The 22237-nt window shown below is 61.5% G+C and carries 16 protein-coding genes; 2 read left to right on the forward strand and 14 right to left on the reverse strand.

The features are described 5' to 3' along the window. Positions 1-321: 321 nt before the first annotated feature. The 4 genes from QLG10_RS13610 to QLG10_RS13625 all read right to left on the reverse strand — a co-directional run bounded on the left by QLG10_RS13610 (position 322) and on the right by QLG10_RS13625 (position 5533). Positions 322-1692 (reverse strand): DUF1329 domain-containing protein, encoded by a 1371-nt coding sequence (locus tag QLG10_RS13610; RefSeq protein WP_282487512.1) that lies wholly within the window; start codon positions 1690-1692, stop codon positions 322-324. Positions 1693-1711: 19 nt separating this feature from the next. After that, a complete protein-coding gene (locus QLG10_RS13615) occupies positions 1712-3478 on the reverse strand; it encodes a DUF1302 domain-containing protein (RefSeq protein ID WP_282487561.1) in 1767 nt (588 codons plus the stop codon). A gap of 93 nt (positions 3479-3571) precedes the next feature. Beyond that, complete coding sequence (locus QLG10_RS13620; protein WP_282487513.1) at positions 3572-3943, reverse strand: c-type cytochrome; 372 nt, start codon at positions 3941-3943, stop codon at positions 3572-3574. A gap of 141 nt (positions 3944-4084) precedes the next feature. Next, complete coding sequence (locus tag QLG10_RS13625) at positions 4085-5533, reverse strand: arylsulfatase (protein WP_083349068.1); 1449 nt, start codon at positions 5531-5533, stop codon at positions 4085-4087. A gap of 259 nt (positions 5534-5792) precedes the next feature. Between QLG10_RS13625 and QLG10_RS13630 the strand changes: the two genes are divergently transcribed. Further along, positions 5793-6803, forward strand: a complete 1011-nt coding sequence (locus QLG10_RS13630; RefSeq protein ID WP_282487514.1) for an AraC family transcriptional regulator — start codon at positions 5793-5795, stop codon at positions 6801-6803. Between the two features lie 36 nt (positions 6804-6839). Here the strand turns inward: QLG10_RS13630 and QLG10_RS13635 are convergent, their stop codons facing one another. Continuing rightward, positions 6840-8300: an NAD(P)/FAD-dependent oxidoreductase gene (locus QLG10_RS13635; RefSeq protein ID WP_020801053.1), complete on the reverse strand. Its 1461-nt coding sequence runs from the start codon at positions 8298-8300 to the stop codon at positions 6840-6842. Positions 8301-8494: 194 nt separating this feature from the next. Beyond that, positions 8495-9439 (reverse strand): transporter, encoded by a 945-nt coding sequence (locus QLG10_RS13640; RefSeq protein ID WP_282487515.1) that lies wholly within the window; start codon positions 9437-9439, stop codon positions 8495-8497. Positions 9440-9674: 235 nt separating this feature from the next. On the opposite strand from QLG10_RS13640, the gene QLG10_RS13645 reads away from it, so the two are divergent. Continuing rightward, positions 9675-11252, forward strand: a complete 1578-nt coding sequence (locus QLG10_RS13645) for an AMP-binding protein (RefSeq protein ID WP_282487516.1) — start codon at positions 9675-9677, stop codon at positions 11250-11252. 337 nt (positions 11253-11589) lie between these two features. Here the strand turns inward: QLG10_RS13645 and QLG10_RS13650 are convergent, their stop codons facing one another. From QLG10_RS13650 to QLG10_RS13685, 8 genes are all read right to left on the reverse strand, one after another. Continuing rightward, complete coding sequence (locus QLG10_RS13650) at positions 11590-12942, reverse strand: DUF1329 domain-containing protein (protein WP_248677552.1); 1353 nt, start codon at positions 12940-12942, stop codon at positions 11590-11592. A gap of 241 nt (positions 12943-13183) precedes the next feature. After that, complete coding sequence (locus QLG10_RS13655; RefSeq protein ID WP_282487517.1) at positions 13184-13639, reverse strand: MaoC family dehydratase; 456 nt, start codon at positions 13637-13639, stop codon at positions 13184-13186. A 36-nt stretch (positions 13640-13675) separates the two neighbouring features. Next, positions 13676-14815, reverse strand: coding sequence for an acyl-CoA dehydrogenase family protein (locus tag QLG10_RS13660; RefSeq protein WP_282487518.1), 1140 nt, complete (start codon positions 14813-14815; stop codon positions 13676-13678). A gap of 15 nt (positions 14816-14830) precedes the next feature. Then, the gene (locus tag QLG10_RS13665) at positions 14831-16027 is read right to left on the reverse strand and encodes an acyl-CoA dehydrogenase family protein (protein WP_282487519.1); all 1197 of its coding nucleotides are present in this window, start codon (positions 16025-16027) and stop codon (positions 14831-14833) included. A 13-nt stretch (positions 16028-16040) separates the two neighbouring features. After that, on the reverse strand, positions 16041-17228 hold the full coding sequence (locus QLG10_RS13670) for a lipid-transfer protein (protein WP_020799112.1): 1188 nt from the start codon (positions 17226-17228) through the stop codon (positions 16041-16043). A gap of 130 nt (positions 17229-17358) precedes the next feature. Next, positions 17359-18159, reverse strand: coding sequence for an enoyl-CoA hydratase/isomerase family protein (locus QLG10_RS13675; RefSeq protein WP_282487520.1), 801 nt, complete (start codon positions 18157-18159; stop codon positions 17359-17361). Positions 18160-18242: 83 nt separating this feature from the next. Then, on the reverse strand, positions 18243-19388 hold the full coding sequence (locus tag QLG10_RS13680; protein ID WP_248677558.1) for an acyl-CoA dehydrogenase family protein: 1146 nt from the start codon (positions 19386-19388) through the stop codon (positions 18243-18245). Positions 19389-19502: 114 nt separating this feature from the next. Beyond that, entirely contained in the window at positions 19503-22214 is a 2712-nt protein-coding gene (locus QLG10_RS13685; protein ID WP_282487522.1) for a LuxR C-terminal-related transcriptional regulator, read from the reverse strand. Positions 22215-22237 lie beyond the last annotated feature (23 nt).

Genomic DNA, 22237 nt, shown 5'->3' on the forward strand with positions numbered 1-22237 from the left:
CCGAACGCCAGGGGCAAGAGCCCTTGGTTACTTGGGGCTTTTCCAAGTGACTCGCCGTAAGGGCGAAACCATAGGCGGCCGTTACCGCAGCAACGGATATGTACACCTGAAAGACAATCACCGTCTGCCAGGACGCCTTCGCCAGCAAGCGTGGCGCCTACGGTAAAAGCGAAACCCCAAGTGGTCGTTACCGCAGCAATGGATATGTACTCAGTCAACCAACAATAGGTCGGCTATCAGGCCGCCTCAAGGGAGGTTGACGGGGTGGTCGCCAAATCACCACCCACGTCTGTCGGTCACACTGCCTGCATCTCAGAAGGGTTAGCGCAGTCCATCGGAGCGCAGTGCTGCGGGGGTGAATTCGAAGTTCTTGGCGGTCAGGCCGTACTCGGTGTTACGCGGTTCCTCATTGCGCAGGCCAACCACCATGTAGCGACCTGAGATCAGGTCGTACAGGGTTTCGGCGGCAAAGTAGCTGGCCTGTTCGTCGTATCGATACAGCGCATGCCCCTCCGCTACCCGCCATAGCTGGCCTTTCTGATCGTAATGATCGACTTCCGCCAGTTGCCAGGTATCTTCGTCGAGGTACATATGACGCTTGGCATAGACATGGCGCTGGCCAGGCTTGAGGGTCGCCTCCACCTCCCATACGCGGTGCAGCTCATAGCGGGTATGGTCAGGGTTGAGGTGCCCTGCCTTGACGATGTCGTCGTACTTCAGCGCAGAAGATTCCAGACGATAGCTGTTGTAGGGAATGTACATCTCCTTCTTGCCAATCAGCTTCCAGTCGTAGCGATCAGGCGCACCGTTGAACATGTCGAGGTTGTCCGCCGTGCGCAGGCCGTCGGAAGCCGTGCCCGGCCCGTCGTAGGCCAGTTGCGGGGCACGTCGCACGCGACGCTGACCGGCGTTGTAGACCCAGGCGCGACGGGGTTCCTTCACTTGATCGATGGTCTCATGCACGAGCGCAACCGTGCCGGCCAATCGTGCTGGCGACGTCACGCGTTGCTTGTAGTAATACAACAGGTTTTGCGCGTCGCCGGCAGGCAGGTCGGTCACTTGCCGGGGGTACACTTGCTCTTCCTCGAAACGCACCGGCGTGTAGTCGCCGTTCACCTGTGGCGTAGCCTGGATGAAGCTGCGCTGATAGCTGCCGCCGAGATATCGCGTGATGTGGTTCCAGACTACTTCGACACCATTGCTCGGGATCGGAAACGCGTAGTAGCCGCTGTCGGCGAAGTTGGCCAGGTTGTTGCCATCGTCGGTTGAGGTGACATGCAGGGCACTGTCCTTCGCCAGCTTCATGATGTCTGGCGGAATCGTCGCCGAACGATGGGTTGGGTAGACCGGTATCCGATAAGTTTGGGGGAAGCGTTTGAACAGCGCCAACTGCCCGGCACTGAGCTTGTCCTTGTACTGCTCGGCGTTTTGCGCAGTGATGATCAACAGCGGTTTCTCACTGGCGAAAGGGTCGGCGAGGAAACCGTTGGCGCCCACCTGGCCGGCATTTTTCGGCAGCCCGCCGGTCCAGGCCGGAATGCTGCCATTGGCATTGCCTTCTTTCTGCGCGCCAAGGGGGGTCAGGCTGGTGCCGAGCTGGTCAGCCTGCTGGGGCGAGACGGCGGCCATGACGCTGGAGGCCAACAGCATCAATGCAAGGGATGCGCTCGTGAGCTGTGCGTATGCTTTCATGTTTTCAAAGGCTCCGGGATCAAAAGGTCACGCCGACGCTGAGCGACAGGTTGTCGCGGTCAATGTCGGTATTGAAGTCGCCGCCGAAGTAATCGGTGTAACTCAGGCTGACGGTGTAGGTGTTGCGGTAGTCGGCATCGAGGCCGACGCTCACGGCCTTGGAGCCTTCGTTGAAGGTCGGACCGTAGCCGTCGACATCGTGGGACCACGCCAGATTGGGGCTGAGGTTGACCCCGGCGAACACGCTGGTGTACTTCAGGGCGCTGAACGCCCGGTAACCCCAGGAGTTTTGCGTGTAATAGCCGTGGCGCCCGGCCTGGCTCAAGTCGCCGAAGACCGAGTCACGGCCGTAACGCTGCTTGTCCAGGCCTTCCAGCCCACCGATGTGGGTCATGCCGATTTCCACCGCCAGCGACATCGAATCGGCACCGATCACCGGATCGAACAGGTGCAGCAAGGTGGTCTGCGCCTGGGTGACTTCCTTGCGCTTCCAGCCCTGGATGACCTGCCCTTCTTCGGCGGGTACGGTCGGCTCGACGATGCTCCCGGTCAGTGCCTGGAACACCGGGTTCAGCGCACCGCCGGAGAGATCGGCGGTGTTGATTGACAGGGGTTCATTGGGGCGGTAGCTGATTTCGCCGCTCCACGCCGTGCCGGTGGGCAACACAGTGGCGAAACTCAAGCCGAACAGGTGGATGTTTTCCGGGTAATCGATGAAGTAGTGCGTATTGCCGGCGCCGGTAGCCAGGCCCAGGGCAAACTGCTCGTCCGACGGCAACGCGGCGAAACCCGGGTCGTTCTGGATGAAGTTGGCGACGCCGCTCTCGGTGCGCAAAGCGAACTTGGGCTTACGCGAGTGGTAGTTGATGTAATAGGCACCGTACTCCGTACCCTCGCCGAGCCAACGCAGGGCCAGACCGAACTGCCCGCTGTCGCGCGCCTCGTGGTCCTTGTCGCGCGGCAGGATGACGCCCTCGTTGCTGATGCGACGGTCGAGGATGTCAAAACCCAATCCGGCATTGGCGGCGATCGGCTCCAGCGGCGCGATGTCGGCCAGGCCGGCGTTGAGATTGCGATCACAGCCCTTGGGTACGGGGTCGGCCCCGAAGAAAGTGCCGCAGTTGGGTAGCGCGTAGGGCTTCCACTGCAACTGGTAGAAACCTTCGACGTTAAGGTTTTCCGTCAGGCTTTGGGAGACATAGAGCATGTTGACCGGAATAAGGCCTTCCTTGAGTTCCGAGCCCGGCCGGACCAGCGCCGAGACGTCCAGCGGGTTGATTGCGTTGATCGAGTTGCCGATGAACAGGCTTTCGCCCCAGCTCACCACCTGCTTGCCCAAGCGAACTTCCCCTGGACGATCGGCTAATTCGTAGCGTTGCGCGACGAACGCGTCGAGAAATTCGGCGCCCGAGGAACGCGTGGACATGACACGCCCGTCGTCGCTGATGTCCTTGAAGGGGCGGTGTTCGTCCTGCAGCTCGAAGTCGTACCAGTATTTGCCCCGGACAAAAGCGCGGGTGTCGCCGTAGGACAGTTCGAGGTCATGCACGCCCTTGAAGATCTTCGAATAGGTTTCACCTTTCTTGAAATTCTGGCGCCCGTCGTCACCGGAGGTGGAGAAGCCGGTGCCGCCATTGTCGCTACCGATCAATTTGGACTTGGGTTCGGCCATGGCCCAACTGGCACCGATCGACAACGCCGAGTCGAATTGGCCGTGAAGCTCACCGAGGTCGAAGCTTGCGGCGCAAACCGGTGCCGTTGCCGCCGCCACGGCCATTGCCAGCATGCAGCGCTTGAGAGGAGTGATATGCACAGACTTTTTTTCCTTATTATTGATGTGTCACCCATCGGCGGGCTTTGGCTTCCCCGCCCGGCAAGGTCAGCCTTGTGTTTGCAGGAAACAGAGCACGGCCTGGCGCTCGCTGGCATTGCGCAGGCCACCGAACGCCATTGCCGTGTCTGGGAACATTTGTGCCGGGGAAGTCAGCCAACGATCCAGCTGTTCGACGGTCCAGGCGCTGTTCGCCCCGGCCAGGTCCTTCGAGTATTTGAAGCCCGGTATCGAACCGATGGGGCGACCGACCACGCCATTGAGGCGCGGGCCGACGCGGTCGGCGTCGAGGGCATGGCAGGCGGCACACTTGGTCTGGAACGCTTGTTGACCGGCGCCGGCATCGCACTCGGCAGCCGCAATGGCGTGACTGAGCGCCAGCAGCGACAGGCCGGCAAGCGGTTGAATCAGGTAGCGCATAGGAGGTTCCCCAGCAGTATTGGTGGTGAACCTAAGGTGACATCCGCGGGGGACTGACTAATCGCTGGTCAACGCCAGAGATTTGCCATTGGGCGCCATTCGATGGCGAAAGGCGCCTCGGGCATGGACGGCTCGATGCCGTCAGTGCGATGGAACGTACGGATCAGGCGTGCCGCTTTCGATAGGCGGGTATTTGGCCAGGCTCGTCTTCAAGGCGCCGACGATGCTCATCATGGGCGTGATCACCCAGGTGTTCTGCGCTGCCACGTTGTGTTCCTCGCGAAGGTCCGTAAGCAGGTTGTACAGACGCGGTAGCGCCAGTGTTTGCGGCGGATCGTACATATCGTCTTGCAAGATCAATTGCAGTTTCCAGTTACGCCATTTCACCGCCGACAGGCGATCGGCGACATAGGCCGGGAATCCTTCACGGTTGGACTTGGGCTGTTTGCCGGTGAAGAACGCCATCTGGTCGACCCCGTCCACGGCGCGGTCGGTGGGTATCTCGGCCCCTGCGGCATGGGCCAGGGTGGTGTAGAGATCGACGATATGGACGATCTCGTTGCTGACCTTGCCAGTCGAAACATGACCTGGCCAACGCAGAATGAACGGCGCCCGCAGGCTGCCCTCCATGGCGGTGAAGTAAGTCCCGCGCCACGGACCGTTGGCACCCTGCCACGGATAGGTGGACTCGCCACCGTTGTCGCTGGCCAGCACTACCAGGGTATTTTGTTCGACCCCCGCCGCTTTCAGGGCATCGAGCACTTGTCCGGTCCGAAAGTCGATCTCGGCGAGCACGTCGGCCCATGAACCATTGCCTGTTTTACCGGCAAACGCCGGATTTGGCTGCGTGGGCATGTGGGGTTGCGAGAAGGACACGTAGGCGAAAAAGGGTTTGCCCGATTGTGCATTGTGGTTGATGAACGCCGTTGCCCGCTGGGTGATTTCTTCATCCATGGTTCGCCGGGTGTCGAGATCGAGTTTCTTGACGGCCTTTGGCGCCTCGCCCTTGCGGGCCTCGTAAATAAACTGCGCCGGCGCCAGCTTCTGGTCCCAGCCCTGTTTGCTACCAATGGCCGGCGTCAGGCCGCTGGCTACGTCCGAAGCCGACCACATGGCCTCATCGTAGGTACGCGGCACGCCGTACCATTCGTCAAATCCCTGCTGGGTCGGAAAGCGCTCCTCGCTGCTGCCCAGGTGCCACTTGCCCCAGATGCCCGTCGCATATCCCTTGGCCGACAGCAGCTCAGGCAAGGTGACTTCCCACAGGGTCAGGCCATCGGGCTGGCCGGGACGAGGCACCTTGTACGTCCCGGAGCGGATCGGAAAGCGGCCGGTCATCAACGCCGACCGCGAAGGCGTGCACTGCGCCTCGACATTGAAGTCGGTGAAACGCATCCCTTCAGCGGCCAACTGGTCGATGCGCGGCGTCTCGGCCCCGCGCAGCGCGCCGCCGCCATAAACACCGAGTTCGCCATATCCGAGGTTGTCGAACAGTAAGACGACGATGTTCGGCGCCGCGTCCTGGGCAACCACAAACGGACTCGCCAACAGAACACCTGGCAAGGCCAGGCATGCCAATAGGTTTCTCATTTCAATCTCCAGTGCGCGATGGTTGTCGGCATGACAATCGCCAGCGTGGCCAGACCATAGGCCGCCCTCCACTGCCGTGATTGCCCGCGGATGCCAGACACTTTTCATTCGGCGCCAATTTCGCGCGCCCCACCTAAGGAGGGGGGAGCGGCGTTGCGTCACTTGTTAGGATTCGCTCGGGATTGTGCATGCCATCGTTTTTGCTGATCCCCGATTTCACGCGAACGGGATCCACCCGCCGTGCCAGGAGCGATTTCGTATGTCTCGTCTGAAACACACCGTTTATGCCGAAGCCCTGCTGCAGCGTCATGCCGACATTTTTCGCCCTCACCTGGCGACCGTCGGCCTGGACGAAGGGCTACTGGAACGACCGGATGCCACCATTCCGTTGAGCCAATACAACGCCCTGCTGGAAGTCGCCGCCGCCCATGGCGACGCCAGCCTCGGGTTGCGCATGGGGCTGGGTTTGCTGTGCAGCGGTATCAACAGCAGCCTGTTGGGCGGGGTCGGTCATGCCGCGCGCAGCGCACCGGACGTGCGTGGGATGCTTGTATCCGCCAGCCGCTACATCGTGGTGCACGCCCAGGCCAATGAGCTCGACTGGTGCCTGCAGGCGGGTCGCCTGGAAATCAGCTACCAGATCACCGACCCCAGTGTTCTGCACCGGCGCCAGGATGCCGAGTTCGCTATCGGAACGCTGTACGCCCTTTTGCGCGAGGTCACCGGTGAGCGGTTTGCGCCGTTACGTGTCGATTTCGCGCATCCGCAACCGGTCGATATCGAACTGCACAAGGCTGCGTTCAAATGTCCGCTGCGTTTCGACCAGCCGAAGAACGTGATGGCCTGGCCCGGCGAGATGCTTGATCAACCCTTGGTGACAGCCGATCCGCGCCTGTTCCAGGCATTGTTGCCAGGGCTGGAGGCCGAGCGCCGCCGCCGGTTGGCCGACACCGACCTGACCACCCGGATCGGCATGGTGATTGAAGCCAACATCAGCAACGGCAAGATCGGCATCGATCAGGTGGCGCGCCACCTGTGCATGAGCAAGCGCACACTGCAACGGCGGTTGCAGGAGCTTGAGGTGGAATTTGCCGAGTTGGTGGAGGAAATACGCCAGGCGCTGGCGATCGATCTCGTTCGCCAGTCCCCACAAAGCCTGACGGAAATAGCCCAGCGTCTGGGCTATAACGAGGCCAGTTCTTTCACCCGCGCATTCCGTCGCTGGGTCGGGATGACGCCGCGGGAATTTCGTCAGCAAAAGTCTGTGTAAGGAAGCCGGCGGGGATGCGCCCCGCCGGCCGGTTCGTCAGCCCAACAGTTTGTGCGTGCGCAATGCAGCCTGGCTGCCGGCACTGATAGCGCCGTCAATGAAACCGCGCCAGCCTTCGCCGTGGTCGCCCTGGCCAAACACCACACGACCGCGATCCTTCTGGAAGTGATCGTAGTACTTGCGTATCCAGTTAGGCTTGTAGCTGCAATAGGTGCCGCGGGCATACGGGTCCAGGGTCCATTCGTAGCCGTAGCAGGCTTCGACTTCGAGGTCCGGATAGAAGGAGCTCATCATCGCCTGCACGGCGTCACGGTCCTGGATATCGAGTTTTGCAGGGTCGGCGCCAAACCCGACGAACAGGGTGTGATCCTCGGCCTTGGCATAGGTCGCCAATACGTTGATCGGGTGAGCGGAACCGGCGAGGCCGAGCCGCTTGCCCGCTTCCGGCAACTTGCCCTTGGTGCGCACGAACACCTTGATGCCACTGCCGGTGTGTTTTTCCTCCGCCGCCTGGACCAGCGCCGGATCCAGCGCCGGGGTGAACGCGATACGCGGCAACACGTTCATCGGGACTGTTACGATCACCGCACCGGCACGGATCACCTCCCCGCCTTCGGTGGTAATCAGCACGCGCTTGCCCTGCTCTTCGACCTTGGCCACCGGTGTGGACAAGCGCACCTGCGGCTTGCCGTCCTCGATCATCGCGTTGATCAGGCTGATGGTGCCGTCCTTGAAGCTGTAGCGACCACAGGCATCGACGAAAGCTGTCATGTTCCAGCCGGGCAGCGACCACCAGCGCGCCGTTTCCAGATAGGACGTGCGATCGCTGGTGGTATGGGCGATACCGGCAACATAGGCATCGATGAAGCTGCGCTCCAGCGGCGTCAGCTTCAGTTGCGCAAAACGGTCAGCGCCGGTCATGCCATCGACGGCGAGCAGTTGCTCCCAGGTATGCTTGGCGTCGTAGGGACGCTCCCAGAGCTTGGGCGCATCGGCGAAGAAGTCCTTTACCGCCTTCGAAATACCGATTAATTCCTCAAGCTTTGGCTCGACGGCCTTGCCTTCGTGAATAATGCGCACCGTCTGCTGTTCTTCGACAAACGGCTCCGGCGTCTCTTTGAGTTCCAGGCCGTAGCGCTGTACTTCGGCCCAGACGTTGGGCTGCGTCCAGTGGATCCAGGTTCCGCCCAACTCGACCTTGTGACCGGCAAACTCACTGCTGAACGTACGCCCGCCGAGCCGGTTGCGAGCTTCGAGAATCACGGTCTTGTAGCCGTTCTTCATGCTCTCGCGCGCCGCGGTGACGCCGGCAAACCCGCCGCCGATGACCACCACGTCGTAATCGCAATCAGCGCATTTGGCGCCGCCCTTGTCACCGGCCACCGCGGTACCGATCGAAACGGCACCCGCCGACACCGCTGCCCCTGCCGCACCGACAACGCCGGCATTTCTGAGAAACTTGCGGCGACTTACGCCCTGCCCCTGCTTGTTATCCATACCCCACCTTTGAATGTCGTCGTGATGCCTGCTGGCAGTCTGGGGTAAACATGACAGAAGGCGGGGCGCAGCAATTGTCAGGGGATGCCAATGATTTAGCCTTGGGTGCCAAGCACGTTTTCAAGCGTCGTGGTCGACTGTTATCGGGACCGGTACCGGGGCCTCGGGGTGCGTGCCTCCCTGGTCGATGGCGTTCAATTCGATAGAGGAATGACCACGGATAACCAGGTGTTCCAGCCTTCTGCCCGGTTCTTCGCATCGAACTCGTAGTAGCCCTTGAGGTTGGCGTACCAAAGGTCTTTACCGACGTTGAAGAAGTGCCCGGCTTGGGGCCCAATGCCATTGACCCTGGATTTGAAATCACCAAAGGTGGCACCGCTGCCGCTATCGCCGGTGACCTGCTGGTAGACATAGCCAACCAGGCCCAGGTGAGTCTGGTCATTGATGAAGTGCGAGGCGCTCAGGTCAAGGTGGGCATCGACACCGTTCTGATAGTCGATATCGCTGTTTTCCCAGTTGTACGTCAGGCCCGCCACGGCGGAAAACTCGTTCTTCTTGTCAAAATAGGTGTAGCCGCCTCCCGCATCCAGAGCGGCGTGACCCAGGCCGATGTTAACCAGGCGATTGGGGTTGTAGGCACCGACCGGAATGTCTCCCATGCTGTAGGCAATGAAATTGTGAACGCCATGGTTCCATTTCAGGGTGCCCATCACATAGAGGTCGCTGCCGCCTTTCAACGTGTCGTCGGTACTGCCGGAGACGGTCCGGCCCCGCGGGCCTGTCAGCGTCAGATCGACACTGCCCTCGGAGCGCGCCACGGCCGCGCCCATAGCCAGGGCAGCCTGAGCGCCGAGCAAAGGCTCGGCGAAGGTGTAGCTCGGGAAGGCGAACAGGATATCCGCTGTCGCATCCAGGCCAACTGTTGTCAGTCCGCCCCGGGGAACGGGTTTGCTGGCGTCGTCCTTGGCGTGGGCATGGTAGTAGATCAGCGGCAGGCTCCAGCCGGGCTCGGTGGGTACCGCCGCCAACGCACCGAACTGGCCTGGCAGCCAGAAACCGATACCGCCGTTATCCGCCTGGGCCAGCATGGCGGGCAGTAAGGCCAGCAGGCCCAATGCAAGTCTGTTCCCTGTTGTCATCGAAGCCCTCGACTCACTGCAAACCCATGGCTGACTGCGCAATGGTTACAGAGGCTGTTACACAAAACGCCATTGATTGGAGGGGTTTTTTCCGTTGCCCCTGCCTACGGCACATCCAGTGACTTTAGCACCGGCACCGCGAGCCTCCCCCCTCTCCAGAAGGGGGGCGCGGCACACCTTGGCCCCCTTCCTAGAATGCGTTTTCCACCAGCCAGAACAAACAACGGAGACCACAATGAAGATGAATTTTTCCAGGGTCATGGCTCAGGTTGCGCAACGCTATGCCAGCCAGGAGGCGTTGGTGAATGTGGAGCGCAACCGGCGTTATCGCTTTGATCAGTTGCATCGGCTGACCAATCGCATCGCCAACGCCTTGCGTACGCGCCTGCATTTGCAGCGTGGCGACACGGCTATGTGCATCCTGGAAAACGACAATTTGTCGCTGCTGCACGCCTGGACCGCGTTCAAAGGCGAAGCAGCGATTGCGCATACGAACTTTCGCGATTCCCTTGAAGAACATCGCTGGCAGGTGGAGTTCATCGCGCCCAAGGTCATTTTCATCGAGCTCACGTTGTTGCAGCGCTACCGCGACATGCTGTGCGCCAGCGGTGCCGTCGTGGTGTGCATGGATGAGCCACCCGCCGATTGTGGCTTCGCGCAGTCCTTCTGGACGTTGCTGGAAGGGGTATCGGATGAGGAGCCTGATGTCGAATCCGATGTGTATCAGGACACGCTGATCTACCGCTTTACCGGCGGCACCACCGGCAAGAGCAAATGCGCCCGCTATACCATCGATAACTGGCTGGCGGCGCGCGACTCGATGTATGCCGACAGCGAGCAGAGCCGGGCCCTCAACGAACACACTCGCTACCTGCATATCGCGCCCATCAGCCATGGCTCGGGGCTGTCGCTGTTGCCCACGCTGTTTCGGGGCGGGTGCACCGTGACCCAGAACGCCGCCGACCTCAAGGCATGGTGCAGCAATGTCGAAGCGGAGCGGATTACCACGGCGTTGATGGTGCCGACGCTGGTGGGTTGGCTGCTGGAGTTGCCCGAGGCCTCGCAATACGATCTGTCGAGCTTGCAGACCCTCTATTACGGCGCGGCGCCTATGAGCCCTAGCAAGCTCAAGCAATCGCGGGAGCGTTTCGGCAACATCTTTTTCCAGCTGTACGGCGCCACCGAATGCGCCCAGGCGGTGTGCACCCTGACCAAGGCCGACCACCTCAGTGCGGTCGAAACGGGACGCCTGGCCTCTGCTGGACGGCCTGCCACAGGCATCGAATTGAAGATCGTCGATGAGGCGGGCAATCGCGTTGCCAATGGCGTCACCGGTGAAATCTGGCTACGTGGGCGCGGAACCATCAGCGGTTATCACAACAATCCCCAGGGCACCGCCGCCGAGTTCAGCGACGGTTTCTGGAAGTCTGGTGACCTGGGCTACGTGGACGAGGCCGGGTATGTGTTCATCGTCGATCGCAAGAAAGACGTGATCATTACTGGAGGGTTCAATGTTTATGCCGTGGAGGTCGAAGCGACGCTCAATAGTCACCCCGCGGTGTCGATGTCGGCCGTGGTCGGCATTCCCCATGACAAGTGGGGTGAGGCGGTACATGCCGAAGTCGTGCTTAAACCGGGAATGATCGTCGCTGAAGAAGAACTGATTGCCCTGGTCAAGGAGCGCCTTGGCCGCTTCAAGGCACCCAAGTCGGTGAAACTGGTGGAGGCCCTGCCCTTGAGCGCGGTTGGCAAGGTGCTGCGGCGACAGGTTCGTGAGGGGTACTGGGTGGATCAGTCTCGGCGGGTTTCTTGATCTGATCGTTCCCACGCGCAGCAAAAGAATGCCGCCAGGGACGCTCCGCGTTCCACTGACGACGCCTGACCTGAGCCATGCGCAATGGTGACGCGGAGCGTCGCAGGATGCATTCCTTGCCGGGCATGGGAACGATCAGCAGGGCTCGCTATTGCTATGGCTTTTGCCAAGGATGACCTATCGCTCCTGCGGGCTTTTCCAAGTAACCCGCTGTTAGAGCGAAACCACAGGCGGCCGTCACCTGAATAACGGATAGGCACTCCTGTTTCTACAAGCGAAAAAAAACGGAACCGCGCAAGTCGGTCCCGTTCCACCACAATGGACAGTTCAGCAGTGATCAGCGAACCCCGGCCCCCGCCAGGCTATCGGAGCTCCAGCCATTGTCCGGGCTGAGCTTGTCCATGACCTGTACGCCCGCCTTCCCCGGCCAGACGTTGATGTAATAGGTACCCGCAATCAGGTCGTAGTGTCCGGCGGTGCTGTTGACGGCAACGGCGTCATACATCTGATGGAGGTAGTTGAAGCCAGGCCGCCACAGTTGACCGCGACCGTCGTATTGGTCGACCGCCACGGCGGTCCAGCTGTCTTCGTCGATGTAGAAGGTGCGCTTGGAGTAAATGTGGCGCATGCCAGGCTTGAGGGTCGCCTCTACCACCCAGACGCGGTGCCGCTCCCAGCGCACCAGGTCTGGATTGATGAATTTGGAGCCAAACACCTGCTCAGGATTCTCGGCGTAGGCGAAGCGATAGGCGTTGTACGGAACGTACATCTCCTTCTTGCCTGTCAGCTTCCAGTCGAAGCGGTCCATCCGGCCGTTGAACAGGTTGATGTCGTCAATGGTGGACATCCCTGAGGTACTGGCGTTCGGCGTGTCGTAGGCCAGGTCGGGGGCCAGGCGCACACGGCGTTGTCCAGGCAGATACTGGTAGGCCTTGCGCCCCCGCTCGGTCGCGGTGTAGTCGAACGTCATCACTGCCTCACCCGCGCGGCGTGCAGGGCCACTGTAGTTGGCACGGGCGCGGGTAAGCAGAATGTCGTCGCCACTTTTCGACGTATCGTAGTAAGGCATCTCGTAGGTCCAGCGGCCCAACGTAGACGTGACCAGTTTGCCCGCCGCATCGACGTTGTAGGCGCCGTACTTGGGCGCGATCCAGGCCAGGCCCTGGTAGCGCGCGAGGTGGTTGAACATCACTTCGATGCCGGTCTTGGGAATCGGGAACGGTACACCGGCATGGGCGCCTTGCAGCGTTTCGTTATTATTGGTGAGCGCGGCGCTGGTGGCGTTCTTCAACGTGTTGTCCAGCACGAACTGCGGGTAGCCTACGGTGCGATGCGTCGGATAAACGTCGACGCGAAAACCCGGCAGTTTCTTGATCAGTGCCTTGGTACCTTCCGTGAGCTTATCGGCATAGGTGTCCACGTTGCTGGCTGTGATCGAGAACTGCGGCTTTTCATTGGCAAAGGGGTCGGGACGAATGCCCGTGGCTTTGTCGAAGCCCGCGGGCGCGGTTTTCAGCCCGCCGTTATAGGCCGGGATGGTGCCATCGGCATTACCGGCCATCTCGGCACCCACGGGGGTCAAGCTGGTGCCCAATTGCTTGGCTTCTTGCTCTGATACTGCTGCATGGAGCACGCCTGCATGCGCAGCCAACAGGCCAAGCGCAATCAGGGTTCTTGTGAGTTTAATCATGTCTCCAACCTCTAGGATGATGGTTTGAGCGTCTTTCCAAGCACGCCCTGCCCTTCAAGGAACTGCGGAATAACGTCCCGTCCCGGCAGTGTTTTTTTAACCAACCGCCCCCTGTCTTCGCCCCCCCCTTATTGGCGCACAAAGGGAGGGGCAGACTTTTTTCAGGCTGAAAAACGCAAACGCCACGCGGCAGGGGAATGCGCGTGGCGTTTTGTCAAAACGGCGTTGCAGGATTTATGGCTCAGGCGAATACCCGAAGGATGGTCTCGGCCACACACGCGGGTTTGGCGGCGCCCTCGATCTCCACGATCATCTCGTAGGTCACCTGGGCACCGTTACCTTCCAGCGGCTCGAAGGACAGCACCTTGAAGTGCCCGCGTAACCGACTGTCCACTGGCACCGGCTGGACGAAGCGAACTTTGTTCATGCCGTAGTTCACACCCATCTTCACGTTGCGCAGTTCGAACGCGTTGGTCATGAAGGTGGGCAGCAGGCTCAGGGTCAGGAAGCCATGGGCGATCGTCTTGCCGAATGGCCCTTGGGCGGCGCGTTCGGGATCGGTATGAATCCACTGATGATCGCCGGTGGCTTGCGCAAAGGTATTGATTCGCTGTTGGTCGATGGCCACCCAGTCACTGGTGCCCACGACTTCGCCGACGAGGCCTTGCAGTTCGGCCAGGGTTTCGTAGCTTTTCATTGTTGTTGTGCTCTCGATAATCTGTTCAATGGCGGATCAGGCGCGCAGTTGCGCCTGCAGTGCGGCCGCGCAAGCGGCTTCGTGGCTGTCGCTGCTGCCCAGGAGCAAATCGGCGACGACGGCCCGTTTGTAGTAATGGCCGACCAGGTACTCCTCGGTCATGCCGATGCCGCCGTGCAGCTGGATGCCCTGGCCGCAAACCGACTTGGCCGCGCGACAAATGAGCATCTTGCTGGCCGACACCGTCCTGTCACGAGTGACCGCGTCATCATTGGCCATTGCATCCAGGGCCGCGTGCAGGCTTGAACGTGCCATTTCCAGCTCCGCCGCCATATCCGCCATCCGGTGCTGCAATGCCTGGAATGAACCGATGGGCACACCGAATTGCTGGCGCACCTTGAGGTAATCGGCTGTGACTTCAATGGTTTTTTCCATCCCGCCGACCAGCTCTGCGCACAGAGCGACGATGCCGTTGGCCAGGCCTTGGCGTAACCCCGACAAACCCTGCCCCGCCTCGCCTAACAAGGCATCGGCGCCAACCTCGACACCGTCGAAGTGCAACGCCTGCGCCCAGGTGCCGTCGTGCAAAGGCAGCGTCTGGCAGGTCAGGCCCGGACGATCGGCATCGACCAACAGCAGGCTGATGCCCGGTGCCTGGGGGATTTGCGCCGAGACGATAAACGCCTTGGCTCCCACGGCACCGAGTACCAGGCTCTTGCGCCCGGACAGGCGAAATCCGTCATTCACCCGTTGCGCCTGAAGGGTCACCGGCAATGGCATACCCCGTGAGCCCGCCTCGCCGTAGGCCAGCGCAATGCGGTAGGTCCCGTCGGCGAGTTGCGGCACAAGTCGCGCTTTTTGCGCCTCGCTGCCTGTTGCCAACAGCGTCTGGGCCGCCAGCACAGCACAAGCCATGAAGGGTTCCAGTACCAATCCACGCCCCAGTTCCTGGGCAATGATCACCGTGTCCACCAGCGTGCCGCCAAGGCCGCCGTATTCTTCCGGCAACGCGGCCATCAACCAGCCGTTGGCGGCGAACAGGCCCCAGTTGTCCGCACTCCCGTCCTTGCCCGCCTTGAGCAAGGCGGTGCGTGCCTCGAAACTGTAAGCCTTGTCTACATAGCGTCGCAGGCTGTCCTGCAACAGTCGTTGTTCCGAAGTGAATTCGAAATCCATAGCGGTTTCCTGATATCAGAGTTGGAACAGCATCTTGGCGATAATGCCCCGCTGCACTTCACTGGTGCCGCCGTAAATGGTCGAGGCACGGCGCAGGAACATGTCATGGCTGATGCCACGTGCCAGTGCCTGTTGCGGGAACGGCTGTTGCGGGTCCGCCTCGTGGGGATGCGGATAGGCAATCGCACCGTAGTCACCCAGCGCCTCGATTTGCGCTTCGGTCATGCGCTGCTGCAGTTCGGTGGCGCGGATCTTGAGGATCGAGCCCAAGGTGTGCGACGCCGGATTGTGCTGTTGTTCCAGGCGCGCCACCCGTTGCACCAGCATTTCGATGGCCTGCAGTTCGGCGTCCAGGCGCGCCAGTTTCAGGGCAAACCCGGGCTGCTCGAAAAGTGGCTGGTCATCCACTTGCAGCGTGCAGCCGATCAGCCGCAGCTCGCGCATGTAGCGCTTGAGCTCGGGCAGGTCGGCAACCGTGGCATGTTCGTTGTTGAGCAAAAACTTGGTGATGCTCCAACCTTGCCCTTCGCCACCGATCAGGTTGGCCACGGGCACCCGTACATTGTCAAAAAAGGTTTCATTCAGGTGATGCGCATCATCGATGCTGCGGATCGGGCGCACGGTGATGCCGGGCGTGCGCATGTCCACCAGCAAAAAGCTGATCCCGGCCTGCTTCTTCACATCCGTGTTAGTGCGCACCAGCAGGAAGATCCAGTCCGCGTCATGGGCATAACTGGTCCAGATTTTCTGGCCATTGACCACATAATGGTCGCCATCGCGCTCGGCACGGGTGCGCAGCGATGCCAGGTCGGAACCTGCGCCCGGCTCCGAAAAGCCCTGGCACCACAGGCGCTCGCCATTGAACACCGCAGGCAGGTGTTCGGCCTTTTGCTCAGGCGTGGCGAAGCTATTGAGCACCGGGCCAAGCATCTTGTGCACGAAGCCATCCAGGGTGGGCGTACCCGCAGCGCTGCACTCGTCATCGAACACCAGGATCTGCGGCACCGACCAACCTGTGCCACCGTGCTCCTTGGGCCAGTAAGGCGCACCCCAGCCGCGTTCGGTGAGGAGCTTTTGCCAGCGCGTGATCTGCTCTCGCGGCGAGCGCGTGCAGCGCTGTTGCCTTTTCAGGTCCGCCGGGACCTGGTCGCGAAGGAAGCCGCGCACTTGCTCGCGGAATGCTTCGAGGCTGGCATCAGGTTGAAAATCCATCGCGGTTCCCCTGTCAGTCTTTGCGGTACAGGGTGACGACGCAGGCGCCACCGATGCCAACGTTGTGTTGCAAGGCAATGCGTGCGCCCTCGACCTGGCGCTGCTCCGCGCGACCACGCAGTTGCTGAACCAGCTCGGTGCATTGCGCCAGGCCCGTCGCGCCAATCGGATGGCCCTTGGAAAGCAGGCCGCCAGACGGGTTGACCACGTAGCGTCCGCCGTAGGTGTTGTCGCCATCGTCGACAAATTTCTGCGCCCCACCTTCCGGGCACAGGCCCAACGATTCGTAAGTCAGCAACTCATTCTGGGCGAAACAGTCGTGGAGCTCGACGACGTGCACGTCCTCGACACCGATGCCAGCCATTTCGTAAGCCTTGCGCGCCGCCGCGCGGGACATCGAATAACCGGCAACATCACGCATGTCGCCCGACTTGAAGGTCTCCGCGCCATCGGTGGTGAGGGCTTGACCGGCAATCGATACGCTGCGATCCAGGCCGTGCTTTTTCGCATAGGATTCGCTGCACAACACCACCGCGGCGGCGCCGCAGGTCGGCGGGCAGGCCATCAGGCGCGTCATGACGCCCGGCCACACCACTTGATCGGCCATGACCTCTTCGGTAGTCACCACTTTACGGAATACGGCTTTGGGATTGTTCGCCGCGTGACGGCTGGCCTTGGCGCGAATTTTGGCGAAGGTTTCCAGCGGCGTGCCAAAACGATTCATGTGCTCCACGCCCGCGCTGCCGAAGATACGCAGTGCTGCCGGAATCTGCGCCGCACCGGGAATCGCTTCATCGCACTGATCGAGGAACGGCTCCAACGGGCTCGGACGGTCCGGGAAGGAGCTGGGAATGGCGCCGGGCACCATCTGTTCGAAACCGAAGGCCAGGACGATATCCACCATGCCGCTGGCGATCGCTTGGTTGGCCAGGAACAGCGCCGTTGAGCCGCTGGCACAATTGTTGTTGACGTTGATCACCGGGATACCGGTCATGCCGACGTTGTACAGCACACGCTGGCCGCTGGTGGAATCACCGAAGACGTAGCTGGCATATGCCTGCTGGACCGACTCGTAACCTACGCCGGCATCCGCCAGTGCCAACCGCACGGCCTGCTCGCCCATGACCGCATAGGTCTCGCTCTGGCCAGGCTTGACGAAGGGGATCATACCTACACCCGCGACGACGACTTTCTGCATCATGTCTTACTCCTCAGTATTGAAAACCCTGCCGGCGCCCTGGGCGTTCTGCGCCGGGCAATGGCGCTCGGCAGGTCTTGAGTCTCAAGGATAGGCAGGCCCCATGGCCGGTTGCCCCTCCCTCTTTGGGGCTTCATGGCTGTGGCAGCACCGCACCGGGATAAGGCAACCCTTGCTTGCCAAGGAAGCGGTTCACGGCTTCGGCATGGTATCGACTGGCCCCGCACAATGACTGGGCGCTGGCTTCGAACTGGGTCATCGCGTGGCGGTCGGTCTCGAACGAGCGGTTGAGCAGGGTCTTGGCCAATCCTAACGCATCGGGCGGTGCGTCATCGAACTGGCGAGCGAACTGCAAGGCGCCGTCCAGCAACTGCTCCTGGTCAATGACCGCCTGGGCCAAACCCAGCGCCAGTGCCTGTTGTGCATCGAGCGGCCGGGCGCAAAATATCAGTTCCTTGGCCTTGGCCAGCCCCACCACCCTGGGCAGCACGTACAGCATCGACAGGTCTGGCACCAGCCCCAGGCTCAGGAAGGTCGGCAACAGACGGGCTCGCGGCGTAACGAACATGAAGTCCGCGGCCAGCGCCAGCGAGAACCCCGCCCCCACGGCCGCGCCATCGACTGCCGCGATCACTGGTTTGCCCAAGTCGACCAGCCTGGCGAACCATTCATGAAAACCCAGCACCAGTTGGCGTCCGGCAAACGCGGGGTCGTCCCCCTCCTCCAGGCTACCCAGGTCAAAGCCCGAGCAAAAGGCCCCGCCAGCGCCAGTCAGGACGATGGAGCGAATCGAACGATCGTCCCGCGCCGTCATCAGCGCCACGGGCAAGGCTTCATTGATGGCCGCTTCGAACGCGTTGCGTTTGTGCGGACGATTCAGGGTGATCAACGCTGTCTTGCCGATTTTTTCGTACAGCACTGCACTGTCAGTCACATTCAACTCCTCCTGATGCGACACCGGCCGGTGCATGCCGGCCGTGCCCAGGGTGCGATGGTCAGGAACACGAACGCCGCCCGTTACAAATTGCGGGCGATGATCACCTTCTGGATGTGGCTGGTGCCCTCGTAGATCTTGGTCACCCGCACGTCACGGCAATAGCGCTCCACCGGAAAATCGCTGAGGTAGCCGTAGCCGCCATGAATTTGCAGCGCTTCGGAGCAGACTTTCTCGGCCATTTCGCTGGCGAACAGCTTGGCGATGGACGCTTCCTTGGCGCAGGGCACGCCGGCGTAGTGCAGGCGCGAGGCGTGCAACATGTAGTGCTGGGCGACTTCGAACTGGGTGGCCATGTCCGCCAGGTCGAACGCCACGCCTTGCAACTTGATGATCGGCGCACCGTAGGCTTCACGCTCGTTGGCATACTTCACCGCCGCTTCCAGCGCGGCGCGGGCGGCGCCCACGGCCACGGCGGCGATGCCGATACGGCCTTCGGACAGGGTCGCCATCAAGCGTTTGTAAGCGGTGCCCTCCTCCGCCAGCAGGTTATGGGCCGGCACGCGGCAGTTATCCAGTTGAATGGCCGCTACATGCGCCGAGCGCTGGCCCATCTTGCTTTCCACGCGCGTGACGATGTAACCGGGCTCACGCGGGTCGATGATGAACATGCTCGGGCCCTTGCGGCCTTCGGCGGTTTCGGTGGTGGCGGCGATAGCAAAGGCGATGCCTGCTTCGCTGCCATTGGAGATGAACTGCTTGCTGCCGTTGAGCACGTAATGGTCGCCATCGCGGCGCGCCGTGGTGCGAAACGCGGCGGTGTCGGAACCGGCCTGGGGTTCGGTCAGCAGGCCGGCGGCAATCAGCTCGCCGCTAATCATCCCGGCAAGGTACTTCTGCTTCTGCAACTCGGTGCCGAAGCGATGCAGCATGTCGGTCATACCATTATGAACATGCAAAATGGTCGCAAAACCGGCATCGGCGGCGGCAAACTCCTCGATGCACAGGCAGTATTCCGGAAAGGACATGCCGGCTCCGCCCGCCTCCTCGGGAATCTGCATGCCCAGGAAGCCCAGGTCGGCCACGGCCTTTAGCTCCGCATGGGGCCAGGCGCCCGTGCGGTCGCGTTCGGCGGCGGTGGCGCCCACTACTTCTTGCGCCACCTTGCGGGCAGCGTCGCGAATCATGATTTCCTGCTCGCTCAGGAATGCTGCGGATGTATCACTCATGGTCTTCCTCTTGTACCGGGTCGGGTAATCGATGCTGACCTGAGCATGCGCGGTGGCCGACATCGCTTGCGCCTCCCGTCTCGGGAGGGTGCGCGGGCTGCCGCCCGCATCCGGTTACTTGAGCAGGCCTTGCTGGCGAGCCAGGGAGATCGCCGCGTAGCGGCTCGACACACCGAGCTTGGCGAGGATGTTTTTCACGTTCCACTTCACGGTGCCGAAGGTGATGTTGAGCGTCAGGGCGATGCGCTTGTTTGACATCGCCTGGGCGACCAAACCGAGGATTTCCAGCTCACGCGGGGTCAGGGTGGCTCGTGGCCCGTCGTTCATCTTCCTGGGGGCAACGGCTATTTGCGCGGGTTCCTCGTGCAAGGTTTGGCGGTTGAGCAGCGCGTTTAGATACTCGGCGACAGAAATGTCCCGCGCCATTTCGCCTTGCCATTGATTCAGCAATGCGAGCACCGCCGGGCCTTCATCGAGCAGTGTGCGCACCAACCCCATCCGGGCACTCGCTTGCATGGCCTGTTGCAAGTACGTCAACGCCTGTTCTGGCTGGTCGAGCATGTCGTGCGCCAGGGCACTGAGCAGAAGCAGGCGAACCCGCGTGCGTCCCCGCGCCGACTGCTCGGCATACACGCTGACGGCCTGCAACTGTTCCAGCGCAAGCCCAGGGTCACGCCCGGCCAGTGCCAGTCGCACCCTGGACATCGCCACCTGGCAACTGATTTCCCCGCGGGTTTCGGCATATGGCCGCTGGGCCGCCTCCAGCGCAGCGAGTCGCGTCACCAGTTCGCCGGCGCGACGACTTTCACCCTGCTCAATCAACACCCGGACTTGCTCGGCCAGCATCATTGCCAGCAACCGGTCCAGGCCCAGCACGTGAAAGTGCGCGCCCTGGGTTTCGAGGAAACTCAAGGCCGCCTGGGCCGATTCGCGCTGCAAGGTGATGCGCGCACGACACAGTGAGGCCCGGCCCATCACTTCGGGCATGGATGAGCGCAGGATCCCGCTGCGGTTGGCCAGGACCCGCAACGCCTCGTCCAGCTGGTCCAGTTCGTAATAAGCGTCGCAGAGTGTGGCGGCGCACAGATTGGCGGAAACCGAATCGCGTCCATAGGCTTGCTCGGCACGCTCGGTCACGCTGGCCCCGATGCTTTGCGCCTGACGTGCATTGCCTTCGCGCAAGCTGGTCAGCGCCCGGGTGGATTCGAAGACCATGGCCATGTCGTTGTCGCGATACTGCAGGTCTATCGGGTGCTGCTCATGGAGCTTGCGCGCGTCATCTACACGCCCCACCGACAAATAGGCAGTGGCCAGTCCCGAGAGACTGATGTAGCGCAACGAGCGGTTTTCCAATGGCGTCTGCAAGGTCGGTTCCAGCAGGCCGATGACCCGTAGCGGCTGATCCAGTGTCAGGGCAATCGCGGCGTCGGCCAGCACCAGTTTGGAGGAGATCGCGGGGTTGCGTGAGGCTTCGCTGCGGCGGATCTGCTCCACCCAGCGCTCGGCTTTTTCCGGCCGGGCGGTGAAGGCATAGGTCAGGCAGCCCATGATGAACAGTTGCGGATGAGCGAACAGCGTGTCCTGGGGCAGGCGTTCGAGCAAATGCAGCATCGGGCTGGTGTAGGCCATGCTCCAGATACTGGACGCTGCTTGCTCCATGGCCTTGACCGCGTAATCGCGATCGCCGCCCAGATTGGCATGGCGCACCGCCTCAACCAGATAATCATGCTCGGCAAACCACTGGCTGGCGTGCCGATGAAGCGCCTGCACCACCACCTCGCCACGGGCCGCCAGGCGCTGGTTGAGAAACTCGCCGAACAAAGGATGGAAGCGATACCAGGGCGTGCTGTCGTCTGATTCGATGCGCTGGATCAGCAGATTCTCATCCTCGGCGCGCTTGATCATGTCCTGCGCATGGGGAGAGCCGCTGACAAATTCGCCGACCTCGGCGTTGAAGCGCCGCAGGATCGAGACCTTTTCCATGAATTCCAGCAGCTGCGGCGGCAGGCAGGCCACCACGTCCTCGGTCAGGTAAGCCTGCAGATCCGCCGAGTTACGCAAAATCGAACGCAGTTGCGAACGCCGCGTTGGCCGCACCCGCAGCATGGTGGCGATGGGTTGCAGGCTGGCCGGCCAGCCGCTGGTCAGGTCATGGATCAGGCGTTCCTCGTCGGCGGTGAGTGGCAAAACGCTGAGGTTTTGCTTGAAGAATGCCTGGGTTTCATCGACATCGAACGGCAATTCGACGGTGTCGATCTCGGCGACATGACCTTGCATGCGCAAGCGGCCCAGGCTCAGCGGCGGCGTGGTCCTCGAGGCAATGGTGATGTGCAGGTTACCTGGGCAATGATCGAGCAATTTCTGCATCAAGCGGTGCGCGCTCGGTGATTCGACGTGTTGAAAATCGTCGAGCAGCAGGTGCAACTCTCTTTCGAGGTCTTGTACGGCATGGGTGATCAGGGCGATCAAGGCGTTGATCGACTGTTCGCTGCCGTCGCTGTTGAGCCAGTCCTGATCCATTGCAATGCCCAGGCGTTGCAAGGCGGCCAGCAGATAGGACAGGAAGCTGGCGAACTGGCGGTCATCGAGGCTGAACGATACCCAGGCCACGTCCAGCCCGGCCTTCATCAGTTCCAGGCGCCATTGGGCGAGCAAAATGGTTTTACCGAAACCGGCGCCGCCGGTAATCAGGGTTGCACTGCAGTGTTGCGATTCGCGCAAGCGGTTCAGCAGGTGTGCCCGGGGTATGTGCCGGGCGCTCAGGCGCGGTGGCGCGAACTTGGTGGCGACCAGTAGATCGCCGGCGTTGATGACATTTGTCTGCATTATTGACTTCTCCGCCCTTGGCA

The organism is Pseudomonas sp. V98_8 (assembly GCF_029967975.1).
GTDB classification, from domain to species: Bacteria; Pseudomonadota; Gammaproteobacteria; order Pseudomonadales; family Pseudomonadaceae; genus Aquipseudomonas; species Aquipseudomonas umsongensis.

Excerpts from the sequence above, each read along its gene's own strand:
- QLG10_RS13610 (WP_282487512.1), bottom strand. The coding sequence starts at position 1,692 with ATGAAAGCATACGCACAGCTCACGAGCGCATCCCTTGCATTGATGCTG.
- QLG10_RS13615 (WP_282487561.1), bottom strand. The coding sequence starts at position 3,478 with ATGCTGGCAATGGCCGTGGCGGCGGCAACGGCACCGGTTTGCGCCGCA.
- QLG10_RS13620 (WP_282487513.1), bottom strand. The coding sequence starts at position 3,943 with ATGCGCTACCTGATTCAACCGCTTGCCGGCCTGTCGCTGCTGGCGCTC.
- QLG10_RS13625 (WP_083349068.1), bottom strand. The coding sequence starts at position 5,533 with ATGAGAAACCTATTGGCATGCCTGGCCTTGCCAGGTGTTCTGTTGGCG.
- QLG10_RS13630 (WP_282487514.1), top strand. The coding sequence starts at position 5,793 with ATGTCTCGTCTGAAACACACCGTTTATGCCGAAGCCCTGCTGCAGCGT.
- QLG10_RS13635 (WP_020801053.1), bottom strand. The coding sequence starts at position 8,300 with ATGGATAACAAGCAGGGGCAGGGCGTAAGTCGCCGCAAGTTTCTCAGA.
- QLG10_RS13640 (WP_282487515.1), bottom strand. The coding sequence starts at position 9,439 with ATGACAACAGGGAACAGACTTGCATTGGGCCTGCTGGCCTTACTGCCC.
- QLG10_RS13645 (WP_282487516.1), top strand. The coding sequence starts at position 9,675 with ATGAAGATGAATTTTTCCAGGGTCATGGCTCAGGTTGCGCAACGCTAT.
- QLG10_RS13650 (WP_248677552.1), bottom strand. The coding sequence starts at position 12,942 with ATGATTAAACTCACAAGAACCCTGATTGCGCTTGGCCTGTTGGCTGCG.
- QLG10_RS13655 (WP_282487517.1), bottom strand. The coding sequence starts at position 13,639 with ATGAAAAGCTACGAAACCCTGGCCGAACTGCAAGGCCTCGTCGGCGAA.
- QLG10_RS13660 (WP_282487518.1), bottom strand. The coding sequence starts at position 14,815 with ATGGATTTCGAATTCACTTCGGAACAACGACTGTTGCAGGACAGCCTG.
- QLG10_RS13665 (WP_282487519.1), bottom strand. The coding sequence starts at position 16,027 with ATGGATTTTCAACCTGATGCCAGCCTCGAAGCATTCCGCGAGCAAGTG.
- QLG10_RS13670 (WP_020799112.1), bottom strand. The coding sequence starts at position 17,228 with ATGATGCAGAAAGTCGTCGTCGCGGGTGTAGGTATGATCCCCTTCGTC.
- QLG10_RS13680 (WP_248677558.1), bottom strand. The coding sequence starts at position 19,388 with ATGAGTGATACATCCGCAGCATTCCTGAGCGAGCAGGAAATCATGATT.
- QLG10_RS13685 (WP_282487522.1), bottom strand. The coding sequence starts at position 22,214 with ATGCAGACAAATGTCATCAACGCCGGCGATCTACTGGTCGCCACCAAG.